The 12,980-nt window shown below is 67.2% G+C and carries 11 protein-coding genes; 7 read left to right on the forward strand and 4 right to left on the reverse strand.

Going from position 1 to position 12,980, the window contains the following annotated elements:
• Positions 1-66 precede the first annotated feature (66 nt).
• The gene (locus G154_RS20945; RefSeq protein ID WP_019511756.1) at positions 67-831 is read left to right on the forward strand and encodes a class I SAM-dependent methyltransferase; all 765 of its coding nucleotides are present in this window, start codon (positions 67-69) and stop codon (positions 829-831) included.
• 46 nt (positions 832-877) lie between these two features.
• Positions 878-2,347: an aldehyde dehydrogenase gene (locus tag G154_RS20950; protein ID WP_019511757.1), complete on the forward strand. Its 1,470-nt coding sequence runs from the start codon at positions 878-880 to the stop codon at positions 2,345-2,347.
• A 119-nt stretch (positions 2,348-2,466) separates the two neighbouring features.
• Here G154_RS20950 and G154_RS20955 read toward each other — a convergent pair whose 3' ends face one another.
• The 3 genes from G154_RS20955 to G154_RS20965 form a co-directional block, all read right to left on the reverse strand.
• Positions 2,467-4,299: an acyl-CoA dehydrogenase gene (locus tag G154_RS20955; protein ID WP_023985143.1), complete on the reverse strand. Its 1,833-nt coding sequence runs from the start codon at positions 4,297-4,299 to the stop codon at positions 2,467-2,469.
• A 257-nt stretch (positions 4,300-4,556) separates the two neighbouring features.
• Positions 4,557-5,102, reverse strand: a complete 546-nt coding sequence (locus tag G154_RS20960) for a dihydrofolate reductase family protein (RefSeq protein ID WP_023985142.1) — start codon at positions 5,100-5,102, stop codon at positions 4,557-4,559.
• A gap of 1 nt (position 5,103) precedes the next feature.
• Positions 5,104-6,006 carry a helix-turn-helix domain-containing protein gene (locus tag G154_RS20965; RefSeq protein ID WP_023985141.1) on the reverse strand — a complete coding sequence of 301 codons (903 nt, stop codon included), beginning with the start codon at positions 6,004-6,006 and terminating at the stop codon, positions 5,104-5,106.
• 71 nt (positions 6,007-6,077) lie between these two features.
• Here G154_RS20965 and G154_RS20970 point away from each other — a divergent pair, with 71 nt between their 5' ends.
• The gene (locus tag G154_RS20970) at positions 6,078-7,232 is read left to right on the forward strand and encodes an acyl-CoA dehydrogenase family protein (protein ID WP_019511761.1); all 1,155 of its coding nucleotides are present in this window, start codon (positions 6,078-6,080) and stop codon (positions 7,230-7,232) included.
• A complete protein-coding gene (locus tag G154_RS20975; protein WP_019511762.1) occupies positions 7,232-8,218 on the forward strand; it encodes an acyl-CoA dehydrogenase family protein in 987 nt (328 codons plus the stop codon). The genes G154_RS20970 and G154_RS20975 overlap by 1 nt, the downstream gene beginning before the upstream one ends.
• Here G154_RS20975 and G154_RS20980 read toward each other — a convergent pair.
• The gene (locus tag G154_RS20980; protein ID WP_019511763.1) at positions 8,196-9,020 is read right to left on the reverse strand and encodes an arylamine N-acetyltransferase; all 825 of its coding nucleotides are present in this window, start codon (positions 9,018-9,020) and stop codon (positions 8,196-8,198) included. The two genes, G154_RS20975 and G154_RS20980, sit on opposite strands and share 23 nt — an antisense overlap.
• An 81-nt stretch (positions 9,021-9,101) precedes the next feature.
• On the opposite strand from G154_RS20980, the gene G154_RS20985 reads away from it, so the two are divergent.
• From G154_RS20985 to G154_RS20995, 3 genes are read left to right on the forward strand one after another with little or no spacing between them, the layout of a single operon-like run.
• Positions 9,102-9,911: a 1-acyl-sn-glycerol-3-phosphate acyltransferase gene (locus tag G154_RS20985; RefSeq protein ID WP_023985140.1), complete on the forward strand. Its 810-nt coding sequence runs from the start codon at positions 9,102-9,104 to the stop codon at positions 9,909-9,911.
• Complete coding sequence (fadD12, locus tag G154_RS20990) at positions 9,911-11,569, forward strand: acyl-CoA ligase FadD12 (RefSeq protein ID WP_019511765.1); 1,659 nt, start codon at positions 9,911-9,913, stop codon at positions 11,567-11,569. The genes G154_RS20985 and fadD12 overlap by 1 nt, the downstream gene beginning before the upstream one ends.
• A 9-nt stretch (positions 11,570-11,578) precedes the next feature.
• Positions 11,579-12,781, forward strand: coding sequence for an alpha/beta hydrolase (locus tag G154_RS20995; RefSeq protein WP_019511766.1), 1,203 nt, complete (start codon positions 11,579-11,581; stop codon positions 12,779-12,781).
• Positions 12,782-12,980 lie beyond the last annotated feature (199 nt).

Raw genomic sequence — 12,980 nt, forward strand, 5'->3', positions numbered from 1 at the left:
GCGGTCGAACCTGCGGGAAAGCCGGTGGCCAGGCCCCTGCGAGAGCCGAACACCTAGGGTGACGAGGTGCCGCCCACCTCCCTTTTCGCCCGTCGGGCCACTCTGCGGCGCTCCGTCGGGCTGCTGAGCTCGTTTCGGTTCGAACAGTCCGACCCGGCACGCTTCTACGGGGCGCTGGCCGATGACACGGTGGACATGGTCACCGATCTGTGGACGGGCCTGACCGCCTCCACCGCCGCCGGCCGCACCGTCATCGACGTCGGTGGGGGCCCTGGTTACTTCGCATCGGCGTTCACCGCGGCCGGGATGGCCTATATCGGCGTCGAACCAGACCCCGGCGAGATGCATGCCGGTCCCGCCGGGACACCGGGCGGCGCGGGGACCTTCGTGCGGGCCTCGGGAACCGCGCTGCCCTTCGCCGACGCCAGCGTCGACATCTGCCTGTCCTCCAATGTCGCCGAACACGTCGCGCAACCGTGGCGGCTCGGCAACGAGATGCTGCGCGTCACCAGGCCCGGTGGGTTGGTGGTGCTGTCCTACACGGTGTGGCTCGGGCCGTTCGGCGGGCACGAGATGGGCCTGACGCACTATCTGGGCGGAGCGCGGGCCGCCGACCGATATGCCCGCAGGCACGGACATCGGCCGAAAAACGACTACGGATCGTCGTTGTTCGCGGTCTCGGCGGCAGACGGGTTGCGCTGGGGCCGCTCAACCGGCGCGCTGGTGGCCGCATTTCCCCGCTACCACCCACGATGGGCGTGGTGGATGACCGAGGTACCAGGGTTTCGGGAGTTCACGGTGAGCAATCTGGTGCTGGTGCTACAGCCCTGACTGCAACAGGTTCTCGTTTCGGTGTTTTCTGGGTAATGTGACGCGTATGACACAGACGGCGTTCAAGACAACGTGGGACAAGCTGTTCATCGGAGGCCAGTGGGTCGAACCGTCGACCGCCGAGGTCATCGAGGTCTACTCGCCCGCCACCGAACAGAAGGTGGGCCAGGTTCCGATGGCCGCCAAGGCGGATGTCGATGCCGCCTGCGAGGCCGCGCGCAAGGCGTTCGACGAGGGCCCGTGGCCCCGGATGTCGCCCAAGGAGCGCGAGGCCGTCCTGGCCAAGGCGGTGGAACTGATCGAGGCGCGCGCCGAGGAGTTCAAGCACCTGCTCAAGCTGGAGACCGGTCAGCCGCCGACCATCGTGGACATGATGCAGTTCGGCGCGGCGATGTCGACGCTGCAGTTCTACGCCTCCGGCGCCGACAAGTTCTCCTGGCAGGAGATCCGCGACGGGTTGTACGGCCAGACGCTGGTGCTCAAGGAGCCCGTCGGGGTCGTCGGCGCGGTCGTCGCCTGGAACGTGCCGTTCTTCCTGGCCGCCAACAAGCTGGGCCCGGCACTGCTGGCCGGCTGCACCATCGTGCTCAAGCCCGCCGCCGAGACGCCGCTGACCACGAACCTGATGGCCGAGGTGTTCGCCGAGGCCGGGCTGCCCGAGGGTGTGCTCTCGGTGGTGCCCGGTGGTGTCGAGACCGGCCGCGCGCTGACCGACAATCCGGCACTGGACAAGTACACCTTCACCGGCTCCAGCGCCGTCGGCAAGGAGATCGGCAAGATCGCCGCCGAGAAGCTCAAGCCGTGCACGCTGGAACTGGGCGGCAAGTCCGCGGCGATCATCCTCGAAGACGCCGACCTGGACTCGACGCTGCCCATGCTGATCTTCTCCGGGCTGATGAACTCCGGGCAGGCGTGTGTGGGCCAGACCCGCATCCTGGCCCCGCGCTCGCGTTATGACGAGGTCGTCGAGAAGGTCGCCGCCGCGGCGGCAGGCATGCAGGCCGGCCAGCCGGACGACCCGGCCTCCATGGTGGGCCCGCTGATCTCGGAGAAGCAGCGTGAGCGCGTCGAGGGGTACATCAAGAAGGGTCTCGACGAGGGCGCCCGGCTGGTCACCGGTGGCGGCCGACCCGAGGGCCTGGACACCGGCTGGTTCGTCCAGCCCACCGTGTTCGCCGATGTCGACAACTCGATGACAATCGCCCAGGAGGAGATCTTCGGACCGGTCCTGGTGGTGATCCCCTACGAGGACGAGGCCGACGCCGTACGCATCGCCAACGACTCGGTGTACGGGCTGGCCGGATCGGTGTACACCACCGATTTCGCCAAGGCCGTCGAGATCGCCAAGCAGATCCGCACCGGTACCTACGGAATCAACATGTACGCCTTCGACGCCGGAGCCCCGTTCGGCGGCTACAAGAACTCCGGTGTGGGACGCGAGTGTGGTCCCGAGGGCATCGCCGGCTACTGCGAGTCCAAGAGCGTGCTGCTGCCGTTCGGGTACACCCCGGAGTAGCCATTTCCTTTCGCGAGCAGACGCTTCTACCCCCAATTCCCCAAGCTTTTGGGGGTAGAAGTGTCTGCTCGCGAGGTGAGACAGGGCAGCCGGGCCCAGATAACCCTCGGTAAAACAGGTTAGAACGCCTCTTCGGGCAACTCCATGGTGTCCAGTCGCACCGACTCGATGACGGCGCGATCCGAACTCAGTCGCGGCAGAACGTGTCTGGCGAAGAACTCGGCGGCCCCGATCTTGCCCTGGTAGAACGCCCGGTCCTTATCCGACGCCGACTCCAGTGCGGTGGCTGCGATTTCGGCGTGCTCCAACAGCAACCAGCCGATCAGCAGGTCACCGATGGCCATCAGGAACGGCACCGAACCCAAGCCCACGCGGTAAAGCTCACGCGGCTCCTGTTGGGAGGCAACAAGATACCCGATGAGCGCGCCCACCATGGCCTGCGCGTGGCCGACCGCCGCCGCCAGCGCCGCGCGCCCCTCGGCCAGTTCCGGGCGGGCATCCTCGCGATCCAGGAAGGACTGCACCTGCCCCAGCAGATGGGTCAGCGCCGCACCCTGATCGCGGGCGATCTTGCGGAAGAAGAAGTCCTGCGCCTGGATCGCTGTGGTGCCCTCGTACAGCGAGTCGATCTTGGCGTCGCGGATGTACTGCTCGATCGGATAGTCCTGCAGATAGCCCGATCCGCCGAAGGTCTGCAACGAATCGGTCAGGTAGCGGTAGGCCGTCTCCGAACCGAAACCCTTGACGATCGGTAGCAGCAGATCGTTGATCCGAGCCGCCATGTCGGGATCGGCGCCGGAGACGATCTCGGCAACCACGGGGTCGTGGTGCGCCGCGGTGTAGAGATACAGCGCACGCAGACCCTCGGCATAGGCCTTCTGCGTCAACAGAGATCGCCGTACGTCGGGGTGGTGCAGGATCGTCACCCGCGGTGCGGTCTTGTCGGTCATCTGCGTCAGATCGGCACCCTGCACACGAGTCTTGGCGTACTCCAGGGCATTCAGATAACCGGTCGACAGGGTCGCGATCGCCTTGGTGCCGACCATCATCCGCGCATACTCGATGATCTTGAACATCTGCGCGATTCCGCTGTGCTCGTCGCCGACCAACCATCCGACGGCCGGACGGCCGTGCTGGCCGAAGGTCAGCTCGCAGGTCGCCGAGGCCTTGAGACCCATCTTGTGTTCCAGTCCGGTCACGTACACCCCGTTGCGCTCCCCGATCTCACCGGTCTGCGGATCGAAGAGGAACTTCGGGACGAAGAACAGCGAAAGGCCCTTGGTGCCAGGACCTGCACCCGCGGGCCGCGCCAGCACCGCGTGCACGATGTTCTCGTAGATGTCGCCGGTGTCGCCGTTGGTGATGAACCGCTTGACGCCGTCCAGATGCCAACTGCCATCGGGCTGCTGGGTCGCCTTGGTGCGGCCGGCGCCGACATCGGAACCGGCATCCGGTTCGGTCAACACCATGGTGCCGCCCCAGTTGCGCTCGGCCATCAGCGTCGCCCAGTGCTTCTGCTGCTCGTTACCCAGGCTGTAGACGATGTCCGACAGCACCGGCCCGGAATGGCAGATGTAGGCCGCGGGCTGGGCGCCGAGCGCGAACTCGGCGATGGCCCAGGTCAGGGCCGCCGGCGCGGGCATCCCGCCGACGGCCTCGTGGAGCCCAACCCGGAACCACTCACCGTCCTGCCAGGCCTGCAGAGCAGCCTTGAACGGTTCCGGATAACTCACGGTGTGCGTCTTGGGATCGAAAGTCGGTGGCTGACGGTCAGTTTCGGCGAATGCCTCGGCCATCGGGCCCTCACACAGCCGTGCGGCCTCGGCCAGCATCTCCCGCACGGATGCACCGTCGAGGTCGCCGAACTCGCCGGTCGCCAGCACCTTGTCGAGATTGAGCGCCTCGAAGAGGTTGAACTCGACGTCGCGAACGTTGGAAAGGTAGTGCCCCATCCGGTGAGGATAAACCGGCGGCGGCGCGCAGTCCCGCCCAACGGTCAGGTTCGACGGTGACCGGATGTTCATCAGTTGTTCACCGATCACCTGCCGATACGCGAAATAGCCACGACGTGCGCCGGCGTTACTTTGCCTAAGCTGAACCAGACAGAAAGGAGGCGCACCGATGTTGCTGATCGAGCTCAACGTGGCAGGCCGTCGATTCACCGGGAAGCTCGGCGTTCCGCGGCCCACGATGCGCCGCCGCAACCCGCTCAGCCGGCCACCGCGGACGGATCGGGCCGCCTGAGCCAGCGCGCGCAGACGAACTCACCGTTGCGGTCGACCTCGGCCAGTTCCCACTCCGAACGCACCGGTAACAGGTGCGCACCGGTACCGAGACTGCACGGCGCGTAGGTGACCACCAATTCGTCGACCAGCCCCGCCGCCACGAACTGCGCGGCGGTCCTGCCGCCGCCCATCACCCAGACATCCTTGTCGGCGGCCGCCTCGGTCAGCACCGAATACAGCTGCGCCACATCGCCGTCGAACGTACGCACCGGGCGTCCTGGCGCAACGACGCCTTCCCGGCTGGTCAGCACCCAACTGGGCTGCCGATACGGCCAGTCGCCCGGGTGATTCTCGACGATCCATTCATAGGTGCTCGAGCCCATCGCGAGCGCGCCGACACCCTCGGCGAACGTGTCATAACCGAACGGGCCCTTTGCATCGAAATCGCGGGTCACCAGCCAGTCGAGGCTGTCGCGCTCGTCGACGACGAACCCGTCGAGGCTGGACGCCGTGAAATACACGCAAGCCATCTCAGTTACCTCTCATCCATTCCAGTGGGTCACCGCGATGCACCTGGACACCGAGGCGGGAAAGCATGGTGCGCACCAGTTCCCGGCGATGCGCGGAGTAGGTCAGGACGTGGGCGATGATGCCGTACAGCTGGAACGACTCGGGCGGATCACACAACGCGTCGATGACGGTGTCGCCCAACCTGCCTTGCTCCCCATACTCGCGCACCATCGCCGTCCAGCGGGCGGCGATATCGTCGTGATCGGCGGCCAGCGCACGTGCGCTGCGCTGCCCCGCGCGGGTAGGCAGATCGCGTCCCTCGATGCTGGCCAGCCAGACCTCCTTGCTCCACACCAGCGCATCGAGCACCGCACCCACGCTCGGTTCCGGCCCGTCCCAGTCCAGCACCACCTGTCCGGGGGAAATCTGCTGTCTCCATTGCTCTTCGGCGAGACCGGCGGCGATACCGATGAGTTCGCTCGTATCGGCGATATCGTGGGCGATCATCAGCAACGAGATATCGGGCGCGACGGAATCGCCGGGCGAGTCCAGCCACAGCGACTCCGGCGGGTGGAAGTGCACCCCGTTGGGTGCCGGCAACCGGAACCCGACGGCGTCGGCCTGCGAGGGCGGCACCCCGAACGCACGCCGGAAGGCCCGGGAGAACACTTCCGGTGAGGACCAGCCCTCCGCCACCGCGACCGCCGCCACACCGGCGCCGCGCTGTAACCGCCAGGCCGCACGTTCGAGCATCACCCGGCGGCGCAACGCCGCAGGTGGCTCACCGGTGAACCGGCTGACCTCGCGGGAGAAATGGAACTCCGAGGCGAAACTGCTGCGCGCCATGCCGGCAACATCGGTGTTCTGCGCATCGATGACCGCGTCGAGCAGCTCGCGCAACCGGTCACGCCGAGGGGCATTCACGTCTCGGAGCGTATTGCCAGGGCGGCCGCGGCGACCATGACATTTCCTGCTGGTTCTAGACTTGGCGATCGGTGAGTGAATTCGATGCGCTGTGCGCCAACGACGGGGACCTGGCCGAGTTGAGGTCCACGGTCCGGCAGTTCCTGGTGGCCGACAGAGACACGTTCGGCTGGCAACCCGAGATCGACTCCTGGCTGACGAGTTGGGATGCCGCGTTCAGTGAGCGGCTGGCCGACGCGGGCTTCGTCGGGTTGACGATCCCGACCGAGTACGGCGGGCACGGTCTGGGCTTCCTGCACCGGTACGTGGTGACCGAGGAACTGCTCGGCGCCGGCGCCCCGGTGGCCGCGCACTGGTTCGCCGACCGGCAAGTGGCGCCGTCACTGCTGACCTACGGCACCGAGGAGCAGCGCCGTCGCCTGCTACCCGGAATCGCCGCGGGCACGTTGTACTCGGCGATCGGGATGAGTGAACACGGTGCGGGGTCCGATCTGGCCGCGACCGCCACCAAGGCGACCCGGGTCGATGGCGGGTGGGCCATCAACGGCACCAAGGTGTGGACCAGCGGCGGGCACCGCGCACATTTCGCGATCGTGCTGGCCCGCACCAGCGCGCTGGATCCCGACCACCGGCACGCCGGGTTCAGCCAGTTCATCGTCGCGCTGGACTCCCCCGGTGTGACCATCAGCCCGATCATCACCCTCGACGGGCACCATCACTTCAACGAGGTCACCTTCGACGAGGTGCGCGTCGCCGATGCCGACGTGCTCGGCGAGATCGGCGACGGATGGCACCAGGTGACCGCCGAACTGGGCTTCGAGCGCAGCGGACCGGAACGCATCCTGTCCACCGCGACGCTCGTCATCGACGTCATCCGGTCGCTCGGCCAACAGACCGTCGACGATCGCACCGCCGCCGAGGTCGGCGACCTGCTCGGCCGCGCGATGGCGCTGCGCCAATTGTCGGTCTCGGTGGCCCGAGCGCTGTCCGCCGGTGAGGATGCGGCAACGCGGGCGGCACTGGTCAAGGATCTGGGTACCCGTTTCGAGCAGCAGTCGGTGGAGCTGTGCGCCGAGTTGATCGACTACGTCAGCGACGACGCGGCGGCCGAGCGGCTACGCGCGGTGCTGGCCACGGCCCGGCAACATTCGCCCATGTTCACCCTGCGCGGCGGCACCAACGAGGTGCTGCGCGGAGTCATCGCCCGGGGACTGGGGGTTCGCTAGTGGATGAGCTCACGCAACTGGTCGACGATATCGGCACCAAGGCGGCACAGGCCCGGTTCGGCAACCGCCGGTTACCGGAGACCTTCGACGCCGATCTGTGGCGGGATATGGAAGAGACCGGGCTGGCCCGGCTGACCACCGAACAGGACGCCGGACCCGCCGAGGCCGCGGTGGTGCTGGCCGGACTGGCCCGCCATGCCGCGGCCGTGCCGGTCGCCGAGACCGATCTGCTGGCGGGTTGGCTGGCCGGGCAGGCGGGACTCGATGCGCCGGATGGGCCCCTGACGATCGCCATCGGCACCGACGGCGTCGCACGCGATGTGCCGTGGCCCGAGGATGCGGCGATCCTGCTCGCCGCACGCACCGACGACGGGCTGCACATCGGGTGGATCGACGATCCCGAACTCACCACCGGGCACAACCTGGGCGGTGAACCACGCGGCACGCTGCGCTACGCGGCCCCTGGGCAGACCCGCCTCGATGCCTCGGCGCTCGAAGAGTTGATGCGCCGCGGCGCGTGGGCCCGCTGTGTGCAGATCGTCGGGGCACTGGACGCGGCGTTGGGGCTGACGGTGGCACACACCTCCGACCGGGTGCAGTTCGGCCGGGCGTTGAGCAAGTTCCAAGCCGTCCAACATTCGCTGGCATCGATGGCCGGTGAAATCGAACAGGCCAGGGCGGCAACAGATCTGGCGACCGCCGCGGTCACCGAGTACGGTTTCGCCGATCCCCGCGCCGACTACGCGGTGACGGTGGCGAAGGTGGCCGTCGGCCGCGCCACCACACCGGTGACGACGATCGCACACCAGCTGCACGGCGCCATCGGGGTCACCATCGAGCATCCGCTGTGGTCGGTCACCATGCGGGCGCGTAGCTGGGCCGATGAGTTCGGCAGCACCGCGTCCCATGCACGCCGGCTGGGCCGCTGGGCGCTGGATGCCGCCGACCCATGGGATGTGTTCGTCAGTTCCCCAGCACGCGACTGATGCCGGCCGCCACATCGCCGAGGCCGGTGAGATCCAGCCCGAACCGGTGCACCAGCTGATCGACGACCTCGTCGGCCCCGGCGAGGTCGATGCGTTCGGTGCCGCCCTTGCCGTGCACGGCGAGCTGTCTGCCGCGTAGGTTCCAGCGCGCGTCGTCGGTCACCAGAGCTGCCGACAACCCGGCGACGAACACCGACTTCGGGTAGGTCGAGACGTACCAGCTGCCGACCTCCAGATCGATGCGCGGTCGCGGCTCGGTGGTGAAGACGTACAGGGCCTGCCACTTCTCGCGCACCAAGGCCTCCAGCCGCAAGGCATCAGGACTGGTGGCGACCAGGCGGTAGGGCTCATGCCGGGTCTGTTGCACGGGTCCGGCCTCCAACCGGATCGGTGACGACAGCGTCTGGCCGCCGAACCCCACGTCACACAGGTAGCGACCGTCACGCCCGGGGACGCTCACGGCGAGCACGTTGTGCGTTTCGGCAGGCAGCGCAGCGCCCGGTTCCTGCATCCACACCACGCGGCCGGTCAGCCGCGCCACCCCGAACCCGAGCGCCTCGAGGACGTAGCCGAACAGTCCGTTCTGCTCGTAGCAGTATCCGCCGCGGCGGCGGTCGACCAGTTTGGCGAACAACGCGTCGGCACCGAGGTCCACCACGGGTGTGCCCAGCACCGGATCGAGGTTCTCGAACGGGATGCTCCGGTTGTGTGCGGCGTGCAGAACCTGCAGCGTATCCAGGGTGGGCGCGCCATCGCCGGAGTACCCGACCCGGGCGAAGTAGGCGGCCACATCGACGGTCATGGCTCCATCATGCCTTTGACCCCGGACGAGATTACGTGCAAAATTAGAACACGTTCTATTTCGACCGCCGGAGGCATGGCCATGGGCTCGACCGATATCGAACCGACCGAGATCACCAAGTTCGACCCCGGACTCACCGAGCGGGTGATGGGGCTGTTGCGGCCGTTCCTGAAGGCCTATCACCGCTCCGAGGTCCGCGGACTGGAGAACTTCCCCGAGGGGGGTGCGCTGGTGGTGTGCAACCACTCCGGCGGGCTGTTCCCGATGGACGTACCGATCTTCGCCGCCGACTTCTACGACCGTCACGGGTACGGCAGGCCGGTCTACACGCTGAGCCACGCCATGCTGATGATCGGGCCGACCGGCGACTTCTTCAAGAAGACCGGTTTCATATTGGCCAGCCACGAGAATGCCGACGAGGCGCTGCGCTCGGGCGGTGTGGTGGTGGTCTTCCCCGGCGGTGACTTCGATGTCTACCGCCCCACCCTGGAGGCCAACAAGATCGACTTCGACGGCCGCCAGGGGTACGTCCGCGCCGCCATCAACGCCGGGGTGCCGATCGTGCCGATGGTCGGCATCGGTGGACAAGAGACCCAGCTCTACCTCTCGCGGGGCACCTGGCTGGCCAAGCGGCTCGGACCGATCGCCCGACTGGCGCGTACCAAGATCGTCCCGGTGTCCTTCGGGTTCCCGTTCGGCCTGTCCGCGGTGGTTCCGTTGAACGTCCCGTTGCCCGCCAAGATCACGATGCAGGTGTTGCCGCCGGTCCACATCGAGGAACAGTTCGGGGAGAACCCCGATATCGACGAGGTCGACGCCCACGTGCGCCGTGTCATGCAGGGCGCTCTGGACGAGTTGGCCGCCGAGCGACGGCTTCCGGTGATCGGCTGATGGGCCTGCAGGATATCCCCGGACGCCTCGCCCGCCCCGTCGTCGACCGGGTCACCGCGACGGTCGGTCTGGTCGACACCATGGTCCGGGCCGGTGTCATCGCTCCCCTGCGCCCCGACAAGTACCTGCGTATCGCGGCGGCCATGGCACGCGAGAACATGGGAATCACATCGGGTTTCGCGAGCGCGGCGCAACGCTGCGGCGACCGGGTCGGGTTGATCGACGAACTCGGCGCGCTGACCTGGCGGGAGATCGACCAGCGTTCCGATGCGCTCGCGGCGGGGCTGCAGGACCTGCCGTCGGGTGAGCCGCAGGTGATCGGCATCATGGCGCGCAATCACCGGGGCTTCGTCGAATCCTTGATCGCGGCCAACCGGCTCGGCGCCGACGTGCTGTTGCTCAACACCGCATTCGCCGGCCCCGCTCTGGCCGAGGTCTGGCAACGCGAGACCGCGGACCGGCCCAGTGCGGTCATCTACGACGAGGAGTTCAGTTCGACGGTCGAACGGGCGCTGGAAGATTCCCCGCAGACCACGCGTGTGGTCGCCTGGGCCGACAGTGCGACGGCGTTGTTCACCGTCGAGAAGTTGATCACCGAGTACGCCGGTCGGGAGCCGCAGCGCGCCAAGGAGAAGTCCAAGGTCATCCTGTTGACCTCGGGAACCACCGGAACCCCCAAGGGGGCAAGGCATTCCGGCGGTGGTCCGGAGGTGCTCAAGGCGATCCTCGACCGCACGCCGTGGCGGGCCGAGGAGCCCGTGGTCGTGGTCGCTCCGATGTTCCACGCCTGGGGTTTCTCCCAGCTGGCCTTCGCCGCATCGATGGCGTGCACGATCATCACCAGGCGAAAGTTCGATCCGGAGGCGACCCTGGCGCTCGTCGACACCCACCGCGCCACCGGCCTGTGCGTGGTACCCGTGATGTTCGACCGGATCGTGGAACTGCCCGACGAGGTCCGCAATCGCTACAGCGGACGCACCCTGCGGTTCGCGGCCGCGTCCGGATCCCGGATGCGGCCCGATGTGGTCATCAAATTCATGGACCAGTTCGGTGACGTGATCTACAACAACTACAACGCCACCGAGGCAGGCATGATCGCCACGGCGACCCCGGCCGATCTGCGCGCGGCACCGGACACCGCCGGAAAACCGGCCGAGGGCACCGAGATTCGCATTCTGGATCCCGATCTGAACCCGCTGCCGGCCGGCGAAGTGGGAACCATCTACGTCCGAAACTCCACTCAGTTCGACGGCTACACCAACGGTAAGAACAAAGACTTCCACGATGGTTTCATGAATTCCGGGGACGTCGGTTATCTGGATGCGGCCGGCCGGCTGTTCGTCGTCGGCCGAGATGACGAGATGATCGTTTCCGGCGGTGAGAATGTCTATCCCATCGAGGTGGAGAAGACGCTGGTCACCCACGACGATGTCGCCGAGGCCGCTGTGTTGGGGGTCGACGACGAACAGTTCGGTCAGCGCCTGTCGGCATTCGTGGTGCTGCAGGGCGCGGTCACCGTCGACGCGCTCAAGGCGCACGTGCGGGAGAACCTGGCCAATTACAAGGTCCCTCGCGACATCACGATCCTCGATGAGCTGCCGCGCAACAGCACCGGAAAGATCGACCGTCGTGCTTTGCAAGACCGCCTCGGTGGGTAGTAGGACCGCATGACCGTGCGTAAACCCCGTCCTGCGCTGGGCGCGCTGGCCGAGTTGGTCAATGCCGCCAATGCTGTACGCCCACTCGGGCGTAAGGGCTACAGCACCTTGCCGACATTCGCCTTCGGCTGGCCGACGTCGGAGAACGCGCCGCTGTTCCTGACCGGCTCGCTGCTCGATGTGCTGCGCCGAACATTGCTCGGCCACTATCGAACCCGCAACGGTCGTGTCTCGCTGGCGCTCAAGGCACTCACCTGGGGCCTGCTCGTCATGGTGCAACGCCGCGAGGACACATCCAAGAAGTACTTTGAAGACCCGCTTCGCGCGGCGCTGGGTCCGGACTATCCGGAGGCCGAGGAACCCGAACGCAAACCCCGCGGGGTCTTCGGCACCGGATGGACGCGCCGCCGCTACGTGCACGAGACGGCGCGGTACGGCCCCCACGGTCCCAACCTCGCCGATGTCTGGATGCGTCCTGACCTGCCACGCGACGGCAAAGCGCCTGTGCTGCTGCAGGTTCCGGGTGGGGCATGGATGATCGGGATGCGCAGGCCGCAGGCCTACCCGATGCTCAGCAGGCTCGCCGAACACGGCTGGATCTGTGTGTCCATCGGCTACCGGATCAGCCCTAAGCACACCTGGCCGGATCACATCGTCGACGTCAAGCGTGCCATCGCCTGGGTCAGGGAGAACATCGCCGAGTACGGCGGTGATCCCGAATCGGTGTACATCACCGGCGGCTCGGCCGGCGGACACCTGACCGCGCTGGCGGCGCTGACACCCAACGATCCGAAATGGCAGCCCGGGTTCGAGCATGTCGACACGTCGGTGGCGGCCGCGGTTCCGATCTACGGACGTTACGACTGGTTCACCGACACGGGTTCCGGCCGAGCCGAATTCGTGGCGATCCTGCAGAAGTTCATCGTCAAACTACCGTTCGCCACGAACCGGCAGGTGTACCTCGACGCCTCCCCGATCAGTCTGGTGCACGCGGACGCGCCGCCGTTCTTCGTGCTGCACGGGGCAGACGATTCGGTCATCCCGGTGCAGGAGGGCCGCGATTTCGTCGCCGCGCTGCGGGCAGTGTCGAAGGCCCCGGTCATCTACGCCGAGATCCCGCACGCCCAGCACGCTTTCGACTTCTTCGGGTCGGCACACGGGCACAACACCGCCGCAGCGGTGGAGCGCTTCCTGAACTGGTTGCGCGGCTGAAATTCTCGGCGATCAACCGCTCAGCACAACGGCGTGTTACCGCAGACACCAGCAGGCAGCGGCGGTAATTGCGGGGCGGGCAGCGCCGGTGGCGGCGGCAGCCTGGGCGGCGGCGGCAGCTGCGGTGGCGGCGGCAGCTGCGGTGGCGGGGGAAGCGCAGGCCCACGCGGCGCGGGTGGGACCGGCGGCACCCCGTCGT

Source organism: Mycobacterium sp. VKM Ac-1816D (assembly GCF_000416385.1).
Lineage (GTDB): Bacteria > Actinomycetota > Actinomycetes > Mycobacteriales > Mycobacteriaceae > Mycobacterium > Mycobacterium neoaurum_A.

Excerpts from the sequence above, each read along its gene's own strand:
- G154_RS20950 (WP_019511757.1), top strand. The coding sequence starts at position 878 with ATGACACAGACGGCGTTCAAGACAACGTGGGACAAGCTGTTCATCGGA.
- G154_RS20955 (WP_023985143.1), bottom strand. The coding sequence starts at position 4,299 with ATGGGGCACTACCTTTCCAACGTTCGCGACGTCGAGTTCAACCTCTTC.
- G154_RS20960 (WP_023985142.1), bottom strand. The coding sequence starts at position 5,102 with ATGGCTTGCGTGTATTTCACGGCGTCCAGCCTCGACGGGTTCGTCGTC.
- G154_RS20980 (WP_019511763.1), bottom strand. The coding sequence starts at position 9,020 with ATGACCGTCGATGTGGCCGCCTACTTCGCCCGGGTCGGGTACTCCGGC.
- G154_RS20985 (WP_023985140.1), top strand. The coding sequence starts at position 9,102 with ATGGGCTCGACCGATATCGAACCGACCGAGATCACCAAGTTCGACCCC.
- fadD12 (WP_019511765.1), top strand. The coding sequence starts at position 9,911 with ATGGGCCTGCAGGATATCCCCGGACGCCTCGCCCGCCCCGTCGTCGAC.
- G154_RS20995 (WP_019511766.1), top strand. The coding sequence starts at position 11,579 with ATGACCGTGCGTAAACCCCGTCCTGCGCTGGGCGCGCTGGCCGAGTTG.